19 protein-coding genes are annotated in these 22,085 nt (G+C 73.4%); 7 read left to right on the top strand and 12 right to left on the bottom strand.

Annotation, left to right across the window (positions count from 1 at the left end; translation table 11 throughout):
* Positions 1–70: 70 nt before the first annotated feature.
* On the bottom strand, positions 71–1,885 hold the full coding sequence (locus KMS84_RS19410) for an ABC transporter permease/substrate binding protein (protein WP_256917534.1): 1,815 nt from the start codon (positions 1,883–1,885) through the stop codon (positions 71–73).
* Positions 1,878–2,960 carry a quaternary amine ABC transporter ATP-binding protein gene (locus KMS84_RS19405; protein ID WP_256917532.1) on the bottom strand — a complete coding sequence of 361 codons (1,083 nt, stop codon included), beginning with the start codon at positions 2,958–2,960 and terminating at the stop codon, positions 1,878–1,880. The genes KMS84_RS19410 and KMS84_RS19405 overlap by 8 nt, the downstream gene beginning before the upstream one ends.
* 228 nt (positions 2,961–3,188) lie before the next feature.
* Here KMS84_RS19405 and KMS84_RS19400 point away from each other — a divergent pair, with 228 nt between their 5' ends.
* Together KMS84_RS19400 and KMS84_RS19395 are read left to right on the top strand one after the other, a co-directional pair.
* Entirely contained in the window at positions 3,189–4,094 is a 906-nt protein-coding gene (locus KMS84_RS19400; protein ID WP_256917546.1) for a 5'-3' exonuclease, read from the top strand.
* A gap of 67 nt (positions 4,095–4,161) precedes the next feature.
* Positions 4,162–5,013: a siderophore-interacting protein gene (locus KMS84_RS19395; RefSeq protein WP_256917528.1), complete on the top strand. Its 852-nt coding sequence runs from the start codon at positions 4,162–4,164 to the stop codon at positions 5,011–5,013.
* A 220-nt stretch (positions 5,014–5,233) separates the two neighbouring features.
* Here the strand turns inward: KMS84_RS19395 and KMS84_RS19390 are convergent, their stop codons facing one another.
* The 3 genes from KMS84_RS19390 to KMS84_RS19380 all read right to left on the bottom strand — a co-directional run bounded on the left by KMS84_RS19390 (position 5,234) and on the right by KMS84_RS19380 (position 7,818).
* Positions 5,234–6,010, bottom strand: a complete 777-nt coding sequence (locus KMS84_RS19390; protein WP_256917527.1) for an ABC transporter permease — start codon at positions 6,008–6,010, stop codon at positions 5,234–5,236.
* Positions 6,007–7,023: an ATP-binding cassette domain-containing protein gene (locus tag KMS84_RS19385; protein WP_256917526.1), complete on the bottom strand. Its 1,017-nt coding sequence runs from the start codon at positions 7,021–7,023 to the stop codon at positions 6,007–6,009. The genes KMS84_RS19390 and KMS84_RS19385 overlap by 4 nt, the downstream gene beginning before the upstream one ends.
* A gap of 171 nt (positions 7,024–7,194) precedes the next feature.
* Positions 7,195–7,818 carry a PadR family transcriptional regulator gene (locus KMS84_RS19380; RefSeq protein ID WP_256917524.1) on the bottom strand — a complete coding sequence of 208 codons (624 nt, stop codon included), beginning with the start codon at positions 7,816–7,818 and terminating at the stop codon, positions 7,195–7,197.
* A gap of 219 nt (positions 7,819–8,037) precedes the next feature.
* Between KMS84_RS19380 and KMS84_RS19375 the strand changes: the two genes are divergently transcribed.
* Entirely contained in the window at positions 8,038–9,594 is a 1,557-nt protein-coding gene (locus KMS84_RS19375; RefSeq protein ID WP_256917523.1) for an amino acid permease, read from the top strand.
* A 98-nt stretch (positions 9,595–9,692) separates the two neighbouring features.
* On the opposite strand, the gene KMS84_RS19370 is transcribed toward KMS84_RS19375, so the two are convergent.
* Positions 9,693–10,274, bottom strand: coding sequence for a GNAT family N-acetyltransferase (locus KMS84_RS19370; RefSeq protein WP_256917522.1), 582 nt, complete (start codon positions 10,272–10,274; stop codon positions 9,693–9,695).
* 66 nt (positions 10,275–10,340) lie between these two features.
* Between KMS84_RS19370 and KMS84_RS19365 the strand changes: the two genes are divergently transcribed.
* The gene (locus tag KMS84_RS19365) at positions 10,341–11,333 is read left to right on the top strand and encodes an RluA family pseudouridine synthase (RefSeq protein WP_256917521.1); all 993 of its coding nucleotides are present in this window, start codon (positions 10,341–10,343) and stop codon (positions 11,331–11,333) included.
* Here KMS84_RS19365 and KMS84_RS19360 read toward each other — a convergent pair.
* The 6 genes from KMS84_RS19360 to KMS84_RS19335 all read right to left on the bottom strand — a co-directional run bounded on the left by KMS84_RS19360 (position 11,327) and on the right by KMS84_RS19335 (position 16,947).
* Positions 11,327–12,877: a cytochrome P450 gene (locus tag KMS84_RS19360; RefSeq protein WP_256917519.1), complete on the bottom strand. Its 1,551-nt coding sequence runs from the start codon at positions 12,875–12,877 to the stop codon at positions 11,327–11,329. The two genes, KMS84_RS19365 and KMS84_RS19360, sit on opposite strands and share 7 nt — an antisense overlap.
* 76 nt (positions 12,878–12,953) lie before the next feature.
* Positions 12,954–13,574 carry a GTP-binding protein gene (locus KMS84_RS19355; protein ID WP_256917518.1) on the bottom strand — a complete coding sequence of 207 codons (621 nt, stop codon included), beginning with the start codon at positions 13,572–13,574 and terminating at the stop codon, positions 12,954–12,956.
* Positions 13,555–14,004, bottom strand: coding sequence for a DUF742 domain-containing protein (locus tag KMS84_RS19350; RefSeq protein ID WP_256917517.1), 450 nt, complete (start codon positions 14,002–14,004; stop codon positions 13,555–13,557). The genes KMS84_RS19355 and KMS84_RS19350 overlap by 20 nt, the downstream gene beginning before the upstream one ends.
* Positions 14,001–14,408, bottom strand: coding sequence for a roadblock/LC7 domain-containing protein (locus KMS84_RS19345; protein WP_256909876.1), 408 nt, complete (start codon positions 14,406–14,408; stop codon positions 14,001–14,003). The genes KMS84_RS19350 and KMS84_RS19345 overlap by 4 nt, the downstream gene beginning before the upstream one ends.
* The gene (locus tag KMS84_RS19340; RefSeq protein ID WP_256917516.1) at positions 14,405–16,030 is read right to left on the bottom strand and encodes a sensor histidine kinase; all 1,626 of its coding nucleotides are present in this window, start codon (positions 16,028–16,030) and stop codon (positions 14,405–14,407) included. The genes KMS84_RS19345 and KMS84_RS19340 overlap by 4 nt, the downstream gene beginning before the upstream one ends.
* Before the next feature lie 266 nt (positions 16,031–16,296).
* On the bottom strand, positions 16,297–16,947 hold the full coding sequence (locus KMS84_RS19335) for a TetR/AcrR family transcriptional regulator (RefSeq protein WP_256917515.1): 651 nt from the start codon (positions 16,945–16,947) through the stop codon (positions 16,297–16,299).
* Positions 16,948–17,117: 170 nt separating this feature from the next.
* Here KMS84_RS19335 and KMS84_RS19330 point away from each other — a divergent pair, with 170 nt between their 5' ends.
* Genes KMS84_RS19330 through KMS84_RS19320 form a run of 3 tightly spaced genes read left to right on the top strand, consistent with a single transcriptional unit; the run spans position 17,118 to position 22,077 of the window.
* Positions 17,118–17,945 carry an urea amidolyase associated protein UAAP1 gene (locus KMS84_RS19330; protein ID WP_256917514.1) on the top strand — a complete coding sequence of 276 codons (828 nt, stop codon included), beginning with the start codon at positions 17,118–17,120 and terminating at the stop codon, positions 17,943–17,945.
* Complete coding sequence (locus tag KMS84_RS19325) at positions 17,942–18,562, top strand: urea amidolyase associated protein UAAP2 (protein ID WP_256917513.1); 621 nt, start codon at positions 17,942–17,944, stop codon at positions 18,560–18,562. Before KMS84_RS19330 ends, KMS84_RS19325 begins: the two co-directional genes overlap by 4 nt.
* Complete coding sequence (locus KMS84_RS19320) at positions 18,559–22,077, top strand: 5-oxoprolinase/urea amidolyase family protein (RefSeq protein WP_256917512.1); 3,519 nt, start codon at positions 18,559–18,561, stop codon at positions 22,075–22,077. The genes KMS84_RS19325 and KMS84_RS19320 overlap by 4 nt, the downstream gene beginning before the upstream one ends.
* Positions 22,078–22,085 lie beyond the last annotated feature (8 nt).

Below are 22,085 nucleotides of genomic sequence, written 5' to 3'. Positions count from 1 at the left end.
GGCCCCGGCGCGGGCCGTGAGGCCGTGCGCCGGGGCCCGCCCCTCCTGGGACGGCCGCGGTGCTGTCAGGTCACCGCGCCGCCCGGCTCTTCTGCCCCGGGCCGGTGACCGGTGCCCAGCGGTCGACGAGCCCGGGGTTGTCCTTCAGCCAGCCGCGGACCGCGTCCTGCTCCCCGCCCTTGCCGGCCTTCTGGATCCGCGCCTCCAGGCCGGTGAGCTGGGCCTCGGTCATCCGGAAGTCCTTGAGCCACTTCCCGACCTCGGGGTGGTCGTCGGCGAGGCCCCGCCGCGCGACGGTGTGCACGCCGTCGCCCTTGCCCCAGGCCCCGCGGGGGTCCGCGAGCTTCTTGAGGTCGTAGTCGCTGTACGCCCAGTGCGGCGACCACAGCGTGACGGCGATGGGCTTCTTCGCGGCGTACGCGCGCTTGAGCTCGGCGAGCATCGCGGGCGTGGAGCCGTCGACGACCGTGTAGGCGCCGTCGAGGCCGTACGCCCCCATGACCTTGTCCTTGAGCAGGCCCATCATCCCGGCGCTGGGCTCGATGCCGGTGATCCGGCCGCCGAACTCGGAGGCGTGGCTCTCGAGGTCCGCGAGGGAGTTGACGTCCTTCACGTACGAGGGGACCGCGAGCTCCAGCGAGGTGGGCCCGTACCAGGAGCCGAGGTCGTCGAGCCGCTCGCCGTACTTCTTCCAGTACTCGGCGTGGGTGGTGGGCAGCCAGGCGTCGGTCTGGAAGTCGATCTGGCCGGTGGCCACTCCGGTGTAGAGGGGGCCGGCGGCGTACTGGGTGGCGGTGACGTCGAAGCCGCGTTCCTCCAGGAGCTCCTTCCAGAGGTAGGTGGAGGCGATGCCCTCGTCCCACGGGATGTAGCCGATCGTGATCCGCTCGCCCTTGCCGACGTCGGAGGCGGAGGCCTCGGCGGTGCCGGAGGAGGAGCCGAGGACGCCCATGCCGCCGGCGACCAGGGCGAGGACGACCATGCCGACCACGGCGACGACCGGTCGCGGACGGTGCGTCCACACGGTGGCGCGGGCCTTGGCGGCGGCGCGCCGCCCGAGCGGGGAGATCCGGGTGCCGAGGGCGCCGGTCATCCGGTCCAGGTAGACGGCGAGGACGACGATGCCCAGGCCCGCCTCGAAGCCGAGGCCGATGTCGAGCCGGCCGATGGCCTCGTTGACGGCGCCGCCGAGGCCGCCGGTGCCGACCATGCCGGCGATGACGACCATCGACAGGCCCAGCATGATGACCTGGTTCACGCCCGCCATGATCGTCGGCAGGGCGAGCGGCAGCTGGACGCGCAGGAGGGTGTCTCGGGGCGTGGTGCCGAACGCCTCGGCCGCCTCGACGAGGTCGCCGTCCACCTGACGGATGCCGAGCTCGGTCATCCGCACGCCCGGGGCGAGCGCGAAGATCAGGGTGGCGACGACGCCGGCCGGGACCCCCATGCCGAAGAACAGGATGGCGGGGATGAGCAGGACCATCGACGGCATCGTCTGGAGCAGGTCCAGTACGGGGCGCAGGGTCGCGCTGACGGCGCGCGAGCGGGCGGCCCAGATGCCGAGCGGGACCGCGGCCAGCAGGGCGATGACCGTGGCGACGAGCACCAGCGACAGGGTCGACATGGCCTCGTCCCACAGCGCGAGGGAGTCGATCAGGGCGAACCCGGCGAAGGCCAGGACGCCCGCGACGAGGCCGCGCAGCCACCAGGCGAGCACCGCGAGGATGCCGGCCAGGAGAAGCGGTTCGGGGGCGGTGAGGACGGCGTCCAGACCGTCGTACATGCCCTCGACGACCGCCTTGACGGCGTCGAAGAGCCAGGACATGTGGGTGACGAGCCAGTCGACGCCGGAGTCGACCCAGTCGCCGAGGTGGAGCCTAGGCACCGGCGGTCACCTTCTTCCCCGCGTCGCGCGGGCCGGTGCAGGCGACCTCGTCGTCCTGCCCGTCGCCCAGGAAGCCCACCAGGCGCCGGCGCGGCACGACGCCGACCAGCCGGCCGCCGTCGAGGACGGCGACCGGGTGGGGCAGCCGGGCGCTGAGCGCGCACAGCGCGGTGAAGGGGGTGTCGGGGGTGGCCGTCCGGCAGCCGCAGTCGGCCTCGTCGCCGCGGACGCCGGTGTCCATGACGGCGGAGGCGGTCAGCACGCGGGAGCGGTCGACGTCCTGGATGAAGGAGGCGACGTAGTCGTCGGCGGGGCGCAGCAGGATGTCCTCGGCGGCGCCCGTCTGCACGATGCGGCCGTCGCGCATGACGGCGATGCGGTCGCCCAGGCGCATGGCCTCGTTGAGGTCGTGGGTGATGAAGACGATGGTCTTCTTCAGCGTCTGCTGGAGCGTGAGGAGCTGGTCCTGCATGTCGCGGCGGATCAGGGGGTCCAGCGCGCTGAAGGACTCGTCCATCAGCAGCAGATCGGCGTCCGTGGCGAGGGCGCGGGCCAGTCCCACGCGCTGCTGCATGCCCCCGGACAGCTCGTCCGGCCAGGACGTCTCCCAGCCGGCCAGACCGCACAGCCGCAGCGCCTCGGCGGCGCGTTCCTCGCGCTCGCCGCGCGGGACGCCCTGGACGGCGAGCCCGTAGGCGGCGTTGTCGAGGACGCTGCGGTGCGGGAAGAGCGCGAAGTGCTGGAAGACCATGCTGATCTTCCTCGCCCGCACCTCGCGCAGCTCGCGGTCGGTGAGCGCGGTCAGGTCCTGGCCGTCGAAGAGGACGCGTCCCGCGGTCGGCTCCAGCAGCCCGTTGAGCATGCGCAGCAGGGTGGACTTGCCGGATCCCGACAGGCCCATGACGACGAAGATCTGGCCCGGGCGCACCGTGAACGACGCGTCGACGACGGCGGCCGTGGCGCCCTCGGCGCGCAGGTCCGCACGGTCGGCGCCGGCGCGGAGCCGTTCCACGGACTGCTGCGGTCGTCTGCCGAACACCTTGTACAGGTGCTCGGCCTCCAGGCTGGATGACACACGGTGCCTCTCGATGGGGGACGGTACCGAAGCAGTGGGCGACCGCAAACAGCCGCCGGGGTGACGCCCTGCTCCGCGGCGGCCCCTGCCCTGGTCCTTCGGGGGCAAACGCGTGAGTGGCCCAGTTCACAGCAGGCTCACAGAAGGTTTACGTCTGCCACGGGAGTGAAGGCGCGCCGGTCGCCGCCGCGCGTGTGCGGCATGATGCGTGGCGTGACCGGACGACTGATGCTCCTCGACACCGCCTCGCTCTACTTCCGCGCCTACTTCGGCGTCCCGGACTCCGTGCGGGCGCCGGACGGCACCCCGGTGAACGCCGTGCGCGGGCTGCTGGACTTCATCGACCGGCTGGTGAAGGACCACCGGCCGGACGAGCTCGTCGCCTGCATGGACGCCGACTGGCGGCCCCGGTGGCGGGTCGACCTGATCCCCTCCTACAAGGCCCACCGCGTCGCCGAGGAGCGCCCGGGCGGCCTGGACGAGGAGGAGGTGCCCGACACGCTCTCGCCGCAGGTGCCGGTCATCGAGGCGGTCCTGGACGCGCTCGGCATCGCGCGCGTGGGAGTGCCCGGGTACGAGGCGGACGACGTGATCGGCACGTTCACCGGCCTCGCGAAGGGCCCGGTGGACATCGTCACCGGAGACCGCGACCTCTACCAGCTGGTGGACGACGCGCGCGGGGTGCGCGTGCTGTACCCGTTGAAGGGCGTCGGGACGCTGCAGATCACGGACGAGACGTGGCTGCGCGAGAAGTACGGCGTGGACGGGCGCGGTTACGCCGATCTGGCGTTGCTGCGCGGCGACCCGAGCGACGGCCTGCCGGGCGTGCCGGGCATCGGGGAGAAGACCGCGGCCAAGCTGCTGGCCGAGTTCGGCGACCTGGCCGGGATCATGGCGGCCGTCGACGATCCCGCGGCGAAGCTGACGCCGTCGCAGCGCAGGCGGCTGGACGAGTCCCGCCCGTACGTGTCCGTCGCGCCCCAGGTGGTCAGGGTCGCCGGTGACGTGCCCCTGCCCGAGGTGAGCACCGCGCTGCCCCGCGCGCCGAGGGACGCGGCCGCCCTGGAGGCGCTGGCGCAGCGCTGGGGGCTCGGCGGGTCGCTGCAACGACTACTGACGACCCTGGCGCCCTGAACGGGGGGGTTCCCGCGCAGCGGTGCTAACTTAGGTTGACCTAACTATGTCGACATGGGAGGCCGTCATGGCAGAACGTCCGGCACGGAAGCCGCGCACGCCTCACTCCGCGCAGGTCGTCCGCACCGAACGGCTCACCCCGCACATGCAGCGCGTCGTGCTCGGCGGCGAGGGCCTGGCCGGGTTCACGGTGGGCGCGTGCACCGACCACTACGTGAAACTGCTCTTCGGCCCCGAGGGCGTCGCCTATCCGGAGCCGTTCGACCTGGAGCGGATCCGTGCCGAGTTCCCCCGCGAGCAGTGGCCGGTGACCCGGACGTACACCGTGCGCCACTGGGACGCCGAACACCGTGAGCTGACCCTGGACTTCGTGATCCACGGCGACGAGGGACTGGCCGGCCCGTGGGCCACGCGCGTGCGGCCGGGCGAGACGGTCCGCTTCATGGGCCCCGGCGGCGCCTACGCCCCCGACACGGACGCCGACTGGCATCTGCTGGCCGGTGACGAGAGCGCGCTGCCCGCCATCGCGGCCGCGCTGGAGTCGCTGCCCGCCGGCACCCTCGCCCACGCCTTCATCGAGGTGGCGGGCCCGGAGGAGGAGCAGAAGATCGAGTCCGACGTGGAGGTCGTCTGGCTGCACCGCGGCGAGCGGCCGGTCGGCGAGCGGCTCGTCGAGGCCGTGCGGGCGCTGCGCTTCCCGGAGGGCCGCCTGCACGCGTTCGTACACGGCGAGGCGGCCTGCGTGAAGGAGCTGCGCAGGCTGCTGCGCGTCGAGCTGGAGATCCCCCGCGAGGACCTGTCGATCTCCGGCTACTGGCGGCTCGGCCACAACGAGGACGGCTGGCAGGCCTCGAAGCGGGAGTGGAACGCCCGGGTGGAGCAGGAGCAGGAGCAGCAGGACGCGACGCCGACCGCGTGACCCCGGCGGACGGCGGCCCACCCTCCGGGAGCGGGCCGCCCGCCGACGCACCGCCACGACCCGCCCCCGGCGCGCCGGGCCGGACCGGCCTCACGGAACGGCGACCGGCCCGGCCGTCCGCCGCCTCGCCGTCGCGGCTGCCGCCGTCACCGTCCGGGCGGCCGCTCCCGCCGGGCCGACGGGCGCCCGCCGTGTGCCGCCGACCTCTCGGCCCCCGCGGTCACACCGAACGCTGGTAGGACCGGAAGGTGCGTATCGACAGCCACACGGCCGCCACCGCGAGCGCGAACAGCGCCCCGCCGCGCAGGAGCACCGCGCCCCAGTCGGGGTGCGCGGACAGGGCCGAGCGGCCGGCGGTCATCGCCCAGTCCAGCGGGTTGCACCGGGCCACGTGCCGCATCCAGTCGGGCATGCGCTGCGGCGCCATGAACGCGCTGGACAGGAAGGTCAGCGGCAGCAGCAGGAACGTGTTGACGCCGATGATCGACTCCCGCTCCCGCACGAGCATCCCCAGGGCGTTGGACAGCGCCCCGAAGACCGTGCCGAGCAGCACCGAGGCGACGACCAGGACGGCGACGCCCGCGATCCCGCCCGGGTAGCCCGCGCCGCCCGCGAGGCCGAGCAGCACGATGACGGCCGACTGAAGGGCGGTGACGATGCCGTTGTGCACCACGTTGCCGTTCATCAGCGCGGCCCGGCTGGCCGGGGTGGTGAGGAAGCGGTCCAGGGTGCCGCGCTGGATCTCCTCCAACGTGCCCATGCCCGCCCACAGGTTGGAGGCGAGCGCGCTCATCACCACCACGCCGGGCACCAGGTAGTCCAGGTAGGAGCCGGCCCCGAAGCCGCCGAGCTCGACGACGCTCCTGAAGAGGGATCCGAAGAGGAACAGCCAGATCACCGGCTGGATCAAGGTGATCACGGCGTAGGCGGGCTGACGGGCGAACACCATCAGCTGACGCTGCGTCATGTACCAGGTCTGCACGAGCGCGGCGCTCATCGCGCACCCCCGGCGAGCGCGGGGGCCTCGGTGGTTGTGCTCGCGGCCGCGGCGTAGCGCCGGCCCGCGTACCGCAGGTAGACGTCGTCGAGGGAGGGACGGGCGACGGTCGCCGTGTGGACCGCGACCCCGGCCCGCTCCAGCGCGCCGAGCAGAAGGGGCATCGCAGCCGCCCCGTCCACGGCGCGCACGCTGATCCGCGGCCCGTCGCACCGCACCTCGGACACGCCGGCCAGCGCGCTCAGGGCGCCCTCGAGGAGGACGCGGCCGCTGTCGCCCGGGGCGGTGCGCAGCTCCAGGTGCACCGCGTCGCCGCGGAGTTCGCCCTTGAGGGCGTCGGGCGTGCCGGTCACGACGACCCGGCCCCGGTCGACGATGGCGATCCGCCCGGCCAGCCGGTCGGCCTCCTCCAGATAGTGCGTGGTGAGCAGGATCGTCAGCCCGTCCTCGGCGGCCAGCCGGCCGATCTCGTCCCACATGGCGGCGCGGACCTGGGGGTCCAGGCCGGTGGTGGGCTCGTCGAGGAAGAGCACCTCGGGCCGGTGCACCAGCCCGAGCGCCACGTCGAGCCGGCGCCGCATGCCGCCGGAGTAGGTCTTGACCTGGCGCCGGGCGGCCTCGGCCAGCGCGAAGCGTTCGAGCAGCGCGTCCACCCGGCGGTCGAGTTCTGCGCCCCCGAGGCCGTGGAGCCGGCCCTGGAGGCGGAGGTTGTCGCGCCCGGTGGCGACCGGATCGGCGCCGGAGTTCTGCGCGACCACGCCGATCGCCCGGCGCACCCGCTCCGGATGGCGCAGGACGTCGTGCCCGGCGACGGTGGCCGAGCCGGAGTCGGGGCGGGCGAGGGTGGTGAGGATCTTGACCGCGGTGGACTTCCCGGCGCCGTTGGGGCCGAGCAGTCCGAAGACGCTCCCGCGCTCCACGGTGATGTCGAGGCCGGCGAGGGCGGTGACGTCACCGGGGTAGGTCTTGACGAGTTGACGCGCCTGCACTGCGGGCGCACGAGTCGTGCTCATGGCGATGCTGCTCCCTGTGTGAGCGGACATGACGGACGATCCGCCGCGCGAGAGCACCGGGCTATCCTGGGTGTGCCGCACCTCGATGGCCCGGAACTGCCTCACGGCGGGTTCTGGTTCGGGGTTCGAGACCCCGGCGGGACTGCTGCAACAGTCCTGCCGGGGCCCTTCTCAGTTGCTGATCTCCTGCGGTGTCTCCCCTGTCTCGTGGAACCGCCGCCACTGCGCCACTCCGGGCAGCGAGCCGTTCCTGACCTCGTCGAGGAAGCCGCCGACCCACCGCGCCTGCGCCTCGACCATGTGCAGTTGGTACTCCGTCTCGACCAGGAAGAGCCTCGGCACCGTCTCGTACGCCTTCTCGAGCACGCCCCGGCCGCCGGCCACCTGGAGTTCCAGGGCCGTGAGCCGCGCCTCCAGCAGAGAGACCACCTCGTCCGGCGGCAGCGCCGCCATCAGCGAGAGCGCGGTCTCGAAGATCGGGTACTCCTTGGCCGGGACGGCGAGCAGGTCGGACAGCCACCCGGCCATCTCCTCGCGCCCGGCGTCGGTGAGCCCGTAGACCGTGCGCTCGGGCCGGTTGCCCTGCCGCTCCACGCCGGTCACCTCGACGAAGCCGTGCTTCTCCAGGTTCTGCACGACCGTGTACAGCGAGCCGTAGTTGGTCTTCGTGCTCGTGTCCTTGCCCTGGCTGCGCAGGGTCTGGGCGATCTCGTACGGATGCATCGGCTTCTGCCACAGCGTCGTCATCACGGCGAGCGCCAACGGATTGCCGAGCTTGCGGCGCTTCCCCGCCACGACGATCACCTCGCTTCCGAATATCCGCACCCGAACATATCGCGACTCCGAGCCCGGAACAAGATACGCGACATAACGCGATCGAGTGAAGCGGCGTCGACGTGAGCACATGGGCCCGCTCCGGACACGACGGCGTGACGCGGACGAAACAGCCCGTCCCTAATTTCTGTCGCCCGACAGGAATGACACCGTCCCCACTGGGCCAAGGCAGGTTCCGCCGTGACGACAACGACACCCACCGACGTACGCCCCGACCCGCCGCACTCCCCCGACGCCGACGACGGCTCCCTCGCCGAGTTCGGCTACCGCCAGGAACTGCACCGCAGCCTCGGCCGGTACGCCTCGTTCGCCGCCGGGTTCTCCTTCATCTCCGTCCTGACGACCGTCTTCCAGTTCTTCGCCTTCGGGTACGCCTTCGGCGGCCCGGTCTTCTTCTGGGCCTGGCCGGCCGTCCTGGCCGGCCAGCTGCTGGTCGCCGCGTGCTTCGCGGAGCTGGCCGCGCGCTACCCCATCTCCGGCGCCGTCTACCAGTGGTCGTCACGACTGTCGACGCCCACGTTCGGGTGGTTCGCCGGCTGGATCATGGTGATCGGACAGATCGTCGTGGTCGCCGCGGCCGCGCTGGCCCTGCAAATGGTGCTGCCTCCCATCTGGTCCGGCTTCCAGCTCATCGGCTCCGACCCGGCCCCCACCTCCCCGGACGGAGCCGCCAACGCAGCCCTGCTCGGGGTGATCCTGCTGGTGCTGACGACGCTGGTGAACGTCCTGGACAACCGCGTGATGTCCGTGATCAACCGGGTCGGCGTGACCGCGGAGATCATCGGCGCGGTGCTCATCGTCGTCCTGCTGCTCACCCACTCCGAGCGCACCCCCGGCATCACCTTCCACACCGAAGGAGCCGCCGGCGGCGGCCTGTTCGGGGCGCTGCTCGTCGGCTCGTTCACGGCCGCCTACGTGATGATCGGCTTCGACAGCGCGGGCGAGATGAGCGAGGAGACCCACCACCCGAGGCGCACCGCGCCCCGCACGATCCTCACGGCCCTCGGCGCGGCCGGACTGCTCGGCGGGCTGATCGTGCTCGGCGGCCTGCTGGCCGCGCCCAGCCTGGCGGACGGCCGGCTCGGGGTCGACGGGCTCAGCTACGTCCTCACCAGCAGCCTCGGCGACGGCGTCGGCAAGGCGCTGCTGGCGGACGTGGTCGTGGCGATCGCGGTGGCGACCCTGGCCATCCAGACGGCGGCCTGCCGGATGCTGTTCTCCATGGCCCGCGACGGCGAGCTGCCGTTCTCCGCCCGCCTCGCACGCGTCAACCCCCGCACCGGCATGCCGAGCGCCCCCGCACTGGTCGTCGGCGTCCTCGCCGCCGCCCTGCTCCTGCTGAACTTCGCCTCGCCGGACGCCTTCCTGGCCATCGGCACCACCTGCATCGTGATGCTGTACCTGGCGTACGCCATGGTCACCGGCCCCCTGCTGGTGCGCCGGCTGCGCGGCGGGTTCACCTTCGCGGGCACGGACGAGACGGGCGCCCCCCTGTTCTCCCTGGGCCGCTGGGGCGTCCCGGTCAACGTCCTCGCGCTCCTGTACGGCCTGCTGATGACGGTCAACCTGGCCTGGCCGCGCGCGGCGGTCTACGACCCGGCGGGCGGCCACTGGTACTTCCGGTGGTTCACCGTGCTGTTCCTCGGCGCGACGGTGGCCGCGGGGGTGGCCTGGCGCGCCCGGCGCAGGCCGGCGGCGGCCCCCGCGGGGACCGTCACGGAGACGGCCCCGGCATGAAGACCCGCACGCGCGCGTGCAGGCGGCATGAAGACCCGCGCGCGTGCAGGCGTGACGGCCGCACGCGCGCGGCGGCCGGGTCCGCCCGGCCGCTGCGCTCAGTCGCCCTGCACGCGCGCGTGGACGTGCATGTCGTGCCAGCCGTCCGGGTGGAGGCAGGCGCTGCGCTTGGTGCCCTCCAGCGTGAACCCGGCCTTGACGGCGACCCGGCAGGAGGCCTCGTTGGCGGTGGCGTGATGCAGTTCGAGCCGGTGGAAGCCGATCTCGTCGAGGGCCCAGCGCGCCAGGGCGACCGTGGCGCGGGGAGCGACTCCCCGGCCGCGCGCCCCCCGCGTGGTCCAGTACGCGACCTCCGCGACGCCCTCGTCGAGCTGGATGCTGCGCAGCGCCACCCGGCCCAGCAGCTCGTCGGTGCCGGAGTCGACGACGGCCCACTGGACGGCGCGCTCCTCCTCCCAGGCCGCGCGCCAGTCCCTGATCCAGCCGGCCACCTCCTCCTCGGAGTCGGCGGCCCGGATGTGCCACTGGTGCATCACCGGGTCCTGGAAGGCGGCGTGGACGGCGGGGGCGTCCTCGAGTCGCCAGGGGCGCAGGAGGAGTCCCTCGCCGGTGGGGAGCACGGGCTGCGGGGTGCGCGCGAGGGTTCCGGCGGGCAGGACGGGGCCGACTGTGTAGGGCATGACCCGCATCCTGCCGACGGCTCGCGAGGAGTCAACCGGGTTTCCCCCGCCGTACCCTGGACCCCGATGAGACGCCGTACGCCGCCCCCGCCCTCTCCCCTGCCGCAGCGCGAGGGCATCGACCCGGTGCGGGTGCGGCTGCCGGGCGAGGGCCCCTGGGCCACCGTGCGCGAGCACCTGGTGGAGCGGCTCGGCGCGGCGCGCGCCCCCGTGGTGGACGCCATGCTGGCGGCCGGGCGGATCGTCGGCGCCGACGGGCGGGCGGTCACGGCGGACACGGCCTACGCGCCGGGGACGTTCGTCTGGTACCACCGCGAGCTGCCGCCCGAGACGCCCGTGCCGTTCCCGCTGGAGGTCGTGTACCGCGACGAGCACCTGGTCGTCGCCGACAAGCCGCACTTCCTGGCCACCACCCCGCGCGGCAGCCACGTCGTCGAGACCGCGCTGGCCCGGTTGCGGCGGGAGCTGGGCCTGCCGGCGCTGGGCGCCGCCCACCGGCTCGACCGGCTCACGGCGGGTCTGGTGCTGTTCGTCGTGCGCCCCGAGGACCGCGGCGCGTACCAGACGCTGTTCCGCGACCGCCGGGTGCGCAAGGTGTACGAGGCGATCGCGCCGTACGACCCCGCGCTGGTCCTGCCCCGGACGGTGCGCAGCCGGATCGTCAAGGAGCGGGGCGTCCTGGCCGCCTACGAGGTGGCGGGCGAGCCGAACGCGGTGAGCCGCGTCGAGCTCGTCGAGCACGGCGCACGGGGGCTCGGCCGGTACCGGCTGCTGCCCGCCACCGGCCAGACGCATCAGCTGCGCGTGCACATGAACGCGCTCGGCGTGCCGATCCTCGGCGATCCGCTGTACCCCGAGGTGGCCGACCCCGTGCCGGCCGGCGACTTCCGGCGCCCGCTGCAACTGCTGGCGCGGGAGCTGGAGTTCACCGATCCGGTCACGGGCAGGCACCACCTGCTGCGCAGCGGGCGGGTCCTGGACGCCTGGGCGGCGTACGACCGCTGGGCGGCGGGCCCGCGGCCGCCGGACGCGCGGCGGCGGCCGGGAGCGGTTCAGTAGCCGCGCCACCAGGCCAGGAAGCGCCGCCAGGCGTTCGGCCGCGGGGCCGGCCCGTCGGGACGCGGGGCGTCCGGGCCGCAGGACGACGCGGGCGCGGAGGCGGACGCGGGCGTCGGCGCCGGGTCCGGCGCCTGGGCGGGCGTCGGCATGGCGGCGGCCGCCGGCTCGCGGACGGGCGCCGGCGCGGACTGCGGGGGTGCTCCCACCGGCCGCGTCAGGCGCTGCGGCGGGATCGGGGCGTGGCTCGGCTTGTGCTTGACGTCCTGCTGGTCCTTGGGCTCGAAGCGCACCGGCAGTTCCACCAGGTGCCGCGAGGCGATCGACATCGTCCACCGCAACTCGTCCTCGGAGCAGTCGAGTTGCACGTCGGGAAGGCGCATGAGCAGGGCGTCGACGCCGACGTCGGCGATGGCGCGGCCGATGTCCTGGCCGGGGCACTCGTGCGGACCGCTGCCGAAGGCGAGGTGGGAGCGGTTGCCCTGCATGTGGGCGGACAGGTCGGGGCGCACCCGCGGGTCCACGTTGCCGGGCGCGGGCGCGAAGAAGAGGCCGTCGCCCCGGCGGATGCGCTGACCGCCCAGCTCCGTGTCCTGCTTGGCGAAGTAGCCGAAGATGGTGCTGAACGGGGGTTCGTCCCACAGGGACTGCTCGACCGCCTCCGCCACCGTCATCTGCCCGCCGTTGAGCCGGGCGAGGAAGCGCGGGTCGGTGAGGACCATGCGCAGGGCGTTGGAGAGCAGGTTGACGGTGGCCTCGTAGGCGGCGAAGAGCACCAGGCGCAGGTGTTCCCTGACCTCGTCGTCGGTGAGCCCGGCCGGGTGGGTGACGAGGTGGCTGGTGAAGTCCTCCTCGGGCTTGGCGCGGCGGCGGGCGGTGAGCCGGGCGAGCGCGCCGACGACGTACTCGTGGCTGGCGACGGCGGTCTCGCTGCCCTTGAGGGCGTCGCGGGCGGCGTGCACCATCTTGTCGTTGTACTCGTCGGGCATGCCGAGGACGTGGCACATCACGGCCATGGGGAGGTGCTCGGCGAAGTCGCCGACCAGGTCGGCGCGGCCCGCCTCGCAGAAGCGGTTGACCAGGCGCTGGCTGGAGCGGTTGATGTAGCGGCGCACGCTGCGGTCGTCGATGGTCGCCATGGCCGCCGTGACCGCGCCCCGCAGCCGCTTGTGCTCGTCCCCCTCGGCGTGCGCGCAGATCGGCTGCCAGGCGATGTGCGGCATGAGCGGGTGGTCGGGGCGGACGTTGCCCTGCAACAGTTGCGACCAGATGCGGCTGTCCTTGGTGAACTGCGAGGGCGTGCGCACCATGCGCAGGTTCTCGGCGTGTCCGAGGACCATCCACATCGGCAGGTCGTCGTGGAGCAGCACCGGCGCCACGGGGCCGTGCTCCTCGCGCAGCCGCTCGTACAGTTCGTTCAGGTCCTCGGCGCCGGGGCCGTAGAGGCGGGCCAGTCCGCCCGGGCCGCGGACGTGCGCGGGGCAGCCGGCCGGCGGGTCGAGGGCCAGGTCGCGCGGGCCGGTGGGGGTGGGGTGTTCGGGAGTCACAGGGGGTCGCTCCGAAACTGTGCTGAACCCGGCGTGGCGCCGGATCCGGTGTCGGTGGGTGGTGGTGCCGTTCGCGTCAGGTGAGGCTGCGGCTGAGGGCCAGGGAGTGCAGGAAGCGCATGAGGGTCATCAGGACGTCCCGGCTGGAGGCCCGTCGGCGGACGTCGCACTCCACGATCGGGATCTCGGGCGGCAGGTCGAGGGCGGCCCGCAGGTCCTCGAGGGGGTAACGGGGGCCGTCGGGGAAGGTGTTGACGGCGACGACGAACGGCACGCCGCCCTCCTCCAGCCGGCCCATCACCTCGAAGCTGACCTCGATGCGGCGGGTGTCGACCAGGACGACCGCGCCGAGCGCGCCCTCGAACAGCCCGTTCCACAGGAACCAGAAGCGTTCCTGGCCGGGGGTGCCGAAGAGGTAGAGGACGACCTGTTCGGTGATCCGGATGCGGCCGAAGTCCATGGCCACGGTGGTGGCGGTCTTGCTCTCGGAGCCGTAGTCGTCGTCGACCCCGATGCCCGCCTGGGTCATGGTCTCCTCGGTGGTCAGCGGTCTGATCTCGCTGACGGAACCGACCATGGTGGTCTTGCCGACGCCGAAGCCGCCCACGATGACGATCTTCGCCGCGGCGGTGGTGGTGTGCGGCAGATGGTCCTCGGCCCGTGGGCCGGGAATCGTGTCAGAGCCGTTGAAGTCCATGCATCACCGCTTCGAGGAGGGAACGGTCGGGGAGCTGCTGCCGGACGATGGGGGCCCGCGCCTGGACGAGTTCGGCGGCCAGCATCTCGGTGAGCAGCACCGTCACCACGCTGAACGGCAGGCGCAGGTAGGCCGAGATCTCGGCCACGGAGAGCGGGGCGGCGCACATCCGCAGCACCGCCGCCTGTTCCGGCGGCGCCGAGGAGGGGGCCTCGGCGCGCGCCACGATGAGCGTGACGAGGTCGACGGGCGCGCGTTCGCCGTCCGCGCCCGTGATGATGTACAGCCGTTCGGGGTTCTTGCCCTCCCCCTCGTTCCCGTCCTGGCCCTCCGCCGGGGACGGCGCGGACGGCGGGACCGGCGGGACCGGTGGGGGCGGCGGGGACGGCTGGGGCAGGGGTTGTCGCCGGCGGCGTTGCGGAGGGGTCATACGCTCTGCCCGTTGCGGCGGGGCGGGCTGGTCAGATGGGCGCCGATGCGGACCACGAGGTCGCGCATCATGCCGCTCATCCGGCCGGCCTCGCAGCGCACGTCGGCGAGGACGGCGAGGTAGGCGTTGGCGCCGGCCGACATCATGTAGAAGTAGCCGCCGCTCAGGTCGATGACGACCATGTCCATCTCGCCGCTGCTGGAGTGGATCTCCTGTCCCACGGCGGCGGCCAGGCTCTGCAGGCCGGCGCAGGCGGCGGCGACGCGGTCGGCGGCGTCGGGGTCGCCGGCGTAGCGGGCGATGCGCAGTCCGTCGGCCGAGAGCACGACGATCATCTCGATGCCGGGAACCCCGTCATAGAGCTCCTTGAGCAGCCAGTCGAAGTTTTGGCGCTGCTGGATCACGTGAGGTCCCCTTCATCGTCGGCCCCGGTCTCGGCCTTGTCCTCGAGCAGGTGCAGGTATGCGGTGGGATTGCGGGTGAAGTCGGTGGGGTGGGCTCCCGGCGGGGCCGCCTTCACCAGGCCCTCCCAGAAGGCCTCGAACGCGAGGCCGGGCTCCCGCCGCTTCTCCTCGGGCTGCGGCTCCGGCTCGGGCCGTGCGAACGGGTCGGGCTTGCCCTCGCGTGCCGCGTCCTGGGCGGCGTAGGCCTCCCGGTAGCGCTGGGCGATGGAGATGGTGGTCTTGCTGCGGCGCTGCGGCAGGCCCTGCTCGGTCCACTCGGTGACCTCGGGCACCTCGTCGTCGGTCAGGGACACTCCGGCGGGGATGCGCGCGTTGGTGGGGCGGCGCTTCTTCGGCGGGCGCTTGGGGCCCTCGCCGATCTGGCTCAGGTCGATCTGCGGCACGGCGGTGGCGCCGATGCCGTGCGCGAAGCCGGGGGCGGGGTCGGAGGTCTGCATCTCGCTCGGCACGATGAGGACGGCCCGGACGCCGCCGTAGGCCGAGGTGCGCAGCGAGACCTGGAGGTTGAACGACGTGCACAGGCGGCCGACGACCGCGAGGCCCAGGCGCGGGGTGCCGCCGACGTCCTGGATGTCGACGCCCGCCTTGGCCTGCTCCAGCATGCGTTCGGCCTTGGCGCGGGCCTCTTCGCTGAGGCTGACGCCGGCGTCCTCGATCTCGACGGCGATGCCGGTCTGCACCTCGACGGCGTTGACGTGCACCTTGCTGTTCGGAGGCGAGTAGCGGGTGGCGTTGTCGAGGAGTTCGGCGAGCGCGTGGATGAGGGGCTCGACGGAGAGGCCGCGGATGTTGACCTTGGCGATGGAGTCCAGCTGGATGCGCCGGTACTCCAGGATCCGGGACATGGCGCCGCGCAGCACGCTGTACATCGGGACGGGCTGCGGCCAGTTGCGGCTGGGGCGGCCGCCGCCGAGCACACCGATGGAGTCGGCGAGCCGGCCGATCAGCGCGGTGCCGTGGTCGATGCGCAGCAGGTCGTCGAAGACCTCGGGGTTGCGTCCGTGGTCCTCCTCCATCTCCCGCAGTTCCGCGGCCTGTTGGTGGACGATGGCCTGGACGCGGCGGGCGATGCTGACGAAGGAGCGCTGGGCGGAGTCGCGCAGGGACTCCTCGTGGTCGACGATGTCGAGGATCGTGCGGACCACGGCGCGCTGCGCGTCGTCGAGCGCCCGGAAGGCCGGGTCGCTCTGGCTGAGGTCGCGCATCACCTCTCGGGGGGAATTGCCGGCGCGCAGCCAGGCGACGGCGCTCGGCACGTGCTCCTCGGCGAGGCGGCGGTTCTCCTCCGCGTGATCGGCGACCCGCCGCTCCAGGTGGGCGACGCGCCGGTCGGTCTGCGCGCGCAGTTCCCTCAGGTGCCGGCCGCGACGGACCGCCTCGGCTCCCACCGCGACGACCAGGAGGGTCGCGACGGCTCCGCAGACGCCGACGGCGAGCCGGGCCTGCGTCGCCACCAGGGCGACGGCGGCTCCGGTCGCCGCGGCCATCAGTATCGCCGGCAGCAACAGCACGCGCGCGTAGGGAAGTTCTCGGCGACCGGGTGGGGACTGAACACTCACCATGTGGGCACCCTCTGTAGGGATCTGTCGGCATCTTCGGGATATTGGGGAACAAGCGCACGAATTCGCCTCAACTCGGTGCGCCGCGGGCGAGCTTAGTCCGACAGGATCATCGCCGTGTCATATTCGGCAACTGCCTGAAACCGCTTCCGTACGTGGAGTAACCTCACTGGTTTACACGCATCGCAATGATTCGAACACGTGCAGTGACGAGATATGGGCGTGCGAATCAATTCACCGGGACGGATGAGGCGACCGGGGACCGGCGGTCACACGCCGTGGCCGGGAACCACGGGGACGCCGACGATGCGCAGGGCCGCGTCGGCGGTGGCGCGCGCGAACCGGGCGACGGAACGCTCGGGATCGGAGCGGTGGACGAGGATGACGCCCTCGATGAGCCCGAAGACGAGATCGGTGCGCAGCGCGAGCTCGCTCTCGGCCAGCGCGCCGCCCGCCTCGGTGGCGCCGATCAACTGCCGGTAGGCGTCCTTGAGTTCGGCGCGCACGGCATGGAACCCGGCGAACCGTTCGGTGCGCACCTCGGGCAGCAGGTACAGGCCGCCGAGATCGTGCGGGCCGCCGCACAGCAGCTCCACGTCGGCACGGCACAGCTCGCGGAGCCGGTCCGCGGCGGGCCGCGCGTCGTCGGCGAGCAGTTCACCCGCATAGGCGAGCGAGGGCGTGACCGTCGACTCCAGCAGCGCGGCCAGCAGCTCCTCCTTGCCCGACACGTAGTGGTACATGGAGGCCTGGCGCATGCCCGCGCGCTCGGCGACGGCCCGGGTGGTGGTGGCGGCATAGCCGCGGGTGGTGAACAACTCCGCCGCGGCCGCGAGCAGTTCCGCGCGCGGCGCGAGCCCGCTGTCCGGGCGCTGCGCGGCGCGCGGCCGGCCCACTCGACGCCCGCCGCCCGACTCCATGCCGCGATCCTCGCACACGCTCCCCCGCGACGATCTTCGGGCGGCCCCGGTGAGCACTCGGTAACCACCCCGCAACCCCGGAGCAACGGCGGCGACCCGACGCGGCCCTAATTTCTGTCGCGCGACAGAAATGCCGGGACAGTGACGCAACCGAGCCGGGGAGGCCCGCGATGACGGCGACCGCGACCACATACGGAGCACGCGCCCACGCCAGGGCGCAGGAGGGCGCCCGGGCCGAGGCGATGCCCGTCGTCCCGGCCCGGGACTGGCCGGACCCGCCCTGCGAGGCGGGTCATCTGGTGTGGGCCGAGACCGTCGCGGGCGGCAACTACACCCACCGGGTCCTCGCCCGCGGCGCCGAGCTGCGCCTGACGGACCCGCACGGCGACGCCTGCGCCCATCTGCTCCTCCACGTGGAGGGCCGCCCCTGGGAGCGGCTGAACGTGGCCGACACCGTCAAGGTCCAGTGGAACGCCTACCTCGGCGAGGGCGTGCTGCTCCTGTCCGACCAGGGCCGCGTCCTCGCCTCGGTCGTCACCGACACCTCCGGCCGGCACGACGCCCTGTGCGGCACCTCCACCCTCGTGCGCAACACCGCGCGCTACGGCGACGGCGCCCCCCAGGGCCCCTCCCCCGCCGGCCGGGAGCTGTTCAAGCTGGCCGCCGCCAAGAACGGTCTGGACCCCCGCGACCTGCCGCCCTCGCTCTCCTTCTTCCAGGGCGTACGGGTCCGTGCGGACGGCTCCCTCGACTACACCGGTTCGGCCGGCCCGGGCGGCAGCGTCACCCTGCGCGCCGAGCAGGACGTGACGGTGCTGATCGCCAACGTGCCGCACCCGGCCGATCCCCGCCCCGGTTACGTCTGCACACCGCTGGAGGTGCTGGCCTGGCGGGCCGAGCCGACCCGGCCGGGCGACCCGCTGTGGGACGCGACCCCGGAAGGCCGCCGCGCCTTCCTCAACACCGCCGACTTCCTCGCCGCCAGGGGGCTCGCATGAGCACGACGACCCTCGTCCCGGCGCGGGCGGCATGGTCGTCCGTCATCGCCGCCGGCCACACGCTCACCATCACCGACCTGCACGGCAACCAGGCCGTCGACTTCCTCGTGTACGACGCCCACGACACGTCCGTGCGCTACAGCGCGCCCGACACGATCCACGCGCAGGGCGGCGTCTTCCTCACCACCGGCAGCGTGCTGCTGTCCAACGAGCACACCCCGCTGATGACGGTGACCGCCGACGCCGTCGGCCGCCACGACACCCTCGGCGGCGCCTGCTCCAAGGAGTCCAACACCCTGCGCTACGGCCACCACACCTTCGCGCAGCACGCGTGCGTCGACAACTTCCTGGCCGAGGGCGCGCGCCACGGCCTCGGCAAGCGCGACCTCGTCTCCAACGTCAACTGGTACATGAACGTGCCGGTCGGGAAGGACGGCGCCCTCGGCATCGTCGACGGCCTGTCCGCCCCCGGCCTGTCGCTCACCCTGCGCGCCGAGCGGGACGTCCTCGTGCTGGTGTCCAACTGCCCCCAGATCAACAACCCCTGCAACGGCTTCGAGCCGACCGCGGTGGAGATGACGATCAGCGCACCCGACGGCGACGAGGACCCGGCATGACCTTCGACACCCTGCTCGTCGCCAACCGGGGCGAGATCGCCGTCCGCATCCTGCGCACCGCCCGCGAACTGGGCCTGCGCACCGTGGCGGTGTACTCCGACGCCGACCGGTCCGCGCCGCACGTCCGGCTCGCCGACGAGGCGGTACGCCTCGGCCCGGCCCCCGCCAAGGAGTCCTACCTCGACGCGGGCCTGGTGCTGAAGGCGGCCGCGGACACCGGAGCGGGCGCGATCCACCCGGGCTACGGCTTCCTCTCGGAGGACGCGGCCTTCGCCCGCCGCTGCGCCGACGCCGGCGTCGTCTTCGTCGGTCCGACACCCGAGCAGCTGGAGCTGTTCGGCGCCAAGCACACCGCGCGCGCCGCCGCCCGGGCCGCCGGGGTGCCGCTGGCGCCGGGCACCGGGCTACTCGCCTCCCTCACGGCCGCCGAGAAGGAGGCCGGGGCCATCGGCTACCCCGTCATGCTCAAGGCGACCGGCGGAGGCGGCGGGATCGGCATGTCGGCCTGCCGCTCACCCGGCGAACTCGCCGACGCCTGGGAACGCGTCCAGCGCGTCGCCGCCGCCTCCTTCTCCTCGGCCGGCGTTTTCCTGGAGCGCCTCGTCGAGGACGCCCGCCACGTCGAGGTGCAGGTCTTCGGCGACGGCGAGGGCCGGGTCGTCACCTTCGGCGACCGCGACTGCTCGCTGCAACGCCGCAACCAGAAAGTCGTGGAGGAGGCCCCCGCGCCGGGACTGCCCGACCGGGTGCGCGAGGAACTCTCGTCGGCGGCGCGGACGTTGTGCGCCTCCGTCGGCTACCGCTCGGCCGGAACCGTCGAGTTCGTGTACGACGCGGCCCGTGAGGAGGCCTACTTCCTGGAGGTCAACACCCGCCTTCAGGTGGAGCATCCGGTCACCGAGGAGATCTACGGCGTCGACCTCGTCGCCTGGATGCTGCGTCTGGCGCGCGGCGAGCGCGACGTCGTCCGCGAACCGGGGCCGCCGCGCGGCCACGCCGTCGAGGCCCGCCTGTACGCCGAGGACCCCAGCCGCGGCCACCGGCCCAGCGCGGGCCTGCTGACCCGGGTCGAGTTCCCCGGCGGGGTCCGCGTCGACGGCTGGGTGGAGACGGGCTGCGAGGTGACGACGTCCTACGACCCGATGCTCGCCAAGATCGTCGCCCACGGCGCGGACCGCGCCCACGCGCTGCGCCGCCTCGACGAGGCGCTGGCCCGCACCCGCGTCGACGGCATCGAGACCAACCTGGGCCTGGTGCGCGCGGCGCTCGCGGACCCCCGCTTCGTGACGGCCTCCCACTCGACGGCGACCCTCGCCGAGGTGCGCGACCCGACCCCGCGCGTCGAGGTCGTGGCCGGCGGCACCCTCACCACCGTGCAGGACTGGCCCGGCCGCACCGGGCACTGGCAGGTCGGCGTCCCGCCGTCCGGTCCCATGGACGACCGCTCGTTCCGGCTCGGCAACCGGGCCCTCGGCAACCCCGAGGGGGCCCCGGGCCTGGAGTGCACGCTGCGGGGCCCCGCGCTGCGGTTCACCCACGCCACCACGGTCTGCGTGACGGGCGCGCCCGCCCCGGTCACCGTCGACGGCGTCGAGGCGCCGCAGTGGGAGCCGCTGACCGTGCCCGCGGGATCGCTGCTGGAGATCGGCGCGCCCCGCGAGCACGGTCTGCGCACCTACGTGCTGTTCGCGGGCGGCCTCGACGTCCCGGCCTTCCTGGGCAGCGCGAGCACGTTCACGCTGGGCCGGTTCGGCGGGCACGGCGGCCGCGCCCTGCGCACGGGGGACGTCCTGCACGGCGCCCGGCACGGCGGGGCTCCCGCCGGGGCCGCTCCCGCGACAGAGCGCCCGGCCTTCGGGGCCGTCTGGGAGATCGGCGCCGTCGAAGGGCCGCACGCGGCGCCGGAGTTCTTCACCGAGGAGGACGTCCGCGACTTCTACGCCGCCGACTGGAAGGTCCACTTCAACTCGGCCCGCACCGGGGTGCGCCTCGTCGGACCGCGGCCGCGGTGGGCGCGCACGGACGGCGGCGAGGCGGGTCTGCACCCCTCCAACATCCACGACACCCCGTACTCCGTGGGCGCCGTCGACTACACCGGCGACATGCCCGTGCTGCTCGGCCCGGACGGGCCCTCGCTCGGCGGGTTCGTGTGCCCGGCCACGGTCCACACGGGCGAACGCTGGAAGCTGGGCCAGCTGCGCCCCGGCGACACCGTCCGCTTCCGGCCGGTGGACGTGGACGGCCGCCCGCGCCCGGCGATCGTCGACGGCGGGATCCTCGCCCGGGACGGGGACGTCGTCTTCCGCCGCAGCGGCGACGACAACCTGCTGGTCGAGTTCGGGCCGCCGCACCTGGACCTCGCCCTGCGGATGCGCGTGCACGCCCTCATGGAGGCCGTGGCGGCGGCGGACCCGGCGGGCGTCACCGACCTCACCCCGGGCATCCGCTCGCTCCAGATCCGCACGGATCCCGGCGTCCTGCCCCTGCGCGAGCTCCTCCCGGTCGTCCGCGCGACGGCGGCGGCGCTGCCCCCCACGGACGAACTGGTCGTCCCCTCCCGCACCGTGCACCTGCCGCTGTCCTGGGACGACCCGGCCACCCGCGAGGCGATCGCCCGCTACATGGCCGGCGTCCGCGACGACGCCCCCTGGTGCCCCTGGAACATCGAGTTCATCCGCCGCGTCAACGGCCTGGAGACGACCGCGGACGTCTACGACACCGTGTTCGCGGCGGAGTACCTGGTCCTGGGCCTCGGCGACGTCTACCTCGGCGCCCCGGTCGCCACCCCCCTCGACCCCCGCCACCGGCTGGTGACGACGAAGTACAACCCGGCGCGCACCTGGACGGCCGAGAACTCGGTCGGCATCGGCGGGGCGTACCTGTGCGTCTACGGCATGGAGGGCCCCGGCGGCTACCAGTTCGTCGGCCGGACGACCCAGGTGTGGTCGCCGTGGCAGCAGCGCGGCGCCTTCGAGCCGGGCTCGCCCTGGCTGCTGCGGTTCTTCGACCGGATCCGCTGGTATCCGGTCGACGCGGACGAACTGCTCGACCTGCGGGCCGACATCGTCTCGGGACGGTTCGTGCCCCGCGTCGAGGAGGGCACCTTCTCCCTGGCCGCCCACGAGGCCTTTCTCACCGAACACGCGGACGCCATCGCGGAGTTCGCCTCCCGCCAGCGGGCCGCCTTCGCGGCCGAGCGGGACGCCTGGGAGGCGGCGGGCGAGTTCGCGCGGGCGCAGGACGCCGCCGCCCCGGCCGCGACGCCGGCCGAGGTGACGGTGCCGGCCGGGGGACGCCTCGTGGAGGCGGAGTTCGCCGCCTCCGTCTGGCAGGTGAACGTCTCGCCCGGCGACGAGGTGACGGCTGGCCAGCCGCTGCTCGCGCTGGAGGCGATGAAGATGGAGTCCAGGGTGCACGCGCCGGCCGACGGCGTGGTGGCACGGATCCTGGCCCGGCCCGGCGACCAGGTCGAGGCGGGGACGGCACTGCTCGTCCTCGCGCCGGCCGCCGTCTGAGAGAGGAA

It is taken from the genome of Streptomyces hilarionis (assembly GCF_024539675.1).
GTDB lineage: Bacteria > Actinomycetota > Actinomycetes > Streptomycetales > Streptomycetaceae > Streptomyces > Streptomyces hilarionis.
Note: the sequence above shows the minus strand (reverse complement) of the source record. Positions and strands in the feature narration are given on the sequence as shown.

What these genes read in the sequence shown, in the direction of transcription:
- KMS84_RS19400 (WP_256917546.1), top strand. Translation starts at nt 3,189, where the DNA reads ATGCTCCTCGACACCGCCTCGCTCTACTTCCGCGCCTACTTCGGCGTC.
- KMS84_RS19395 (WP_256917528.1), top strand. Translation starts at nt 4,162, where the DNA reads ATGGCAGAACGTCCGGCACGGAAGCCGCGCACGCCTCACTCCGCGCAG.
- KMS84_RS19390 (WP_256917527.1), bottom strand. Translation starts at nt 6,010, where the DNA reads ATGAGCGCCGCGCTCGTGCAGACCTGGTACATGACGCAGCGTCAGCTG.
- KMS84_RS19385 (WP_256917526.1), bottom strand. Translation starts at nt 7,023, where the DNA reads ATGAGCACGACTCGTGCGCCCGCAGTGCAGGCGCGTCAACTCGTCAAG.
- KMS84_RS19370 (WP_256917522.1), bottom strand. Translation starts at nt 10,274, where the DNA reads ATGCCCTACACAGTCGGCCCCGTCCTGCCCGCCGGAACCCTCGCGCGC.
- KMS84_RS19365 (WP_256917521.1), top strand. Translation starts at nt 10,341, where the DNA reads ATGAGACGCCGTACGCCGCCCCCGCCCTCTCCCCTGCCGCAGCGCGAG.
- KMS84_RS19355 (WP_256917518.1), bottom strand. Translation starts at nt 13,574, where the DNA reads ATGGACTTCAACGGCTCTGACACGATTCCCGGCCCACGGGCCGAGGAC.
- KMS84_RS19350 (WP_256917517.1), bottom strand. Translation starts at nt 14,004, where the DNA reads ATGACCCCTCCGCAACGCCGCCGGCGACAACCCCTGCCCCAGCCGTCC.
- KMS84_RS19340 (WP_256917516.1), bottom strand. Translation starts at nt 16,030, where the DNA reads ATGGTGAGTGTTCAGTCCCCACCCGGTCGCCGAGAACTTCCCTACGCG.
- KMS84_RS19335 (WP_256917515.1), bottom strand. Translation starts at nt 16,947, where the DNA reads ATGGAGTCGGGCGGCGGGCGTCGAGTGGGCCGGCCGCGCGCCGCGCAG.
- KMS84_RS19330 (WP_256917514.1), top strand. Translation starts at nt 17,118, where the DNA reads ATGACGGCGACCGCGACCACATACGGAGCACGCGCCCACGCCAGGGCG.
- KMS84_RS19325 (WP_256917513.1), top strand. Translation starts at nt 17,942, where the DNA reads ATGAGCACGACGACCCTCGTCCCGGCGCGGGCGGCATGGTCGTCCGTC.
- KMS84_RS19320 (WP_256917512.1), top strand. Translation starts at nt 18,559, where the DNA reads ATGACCTTCGACACCCTGCTCGTCGCCAACCGGGGCGAGATCGCCGTC.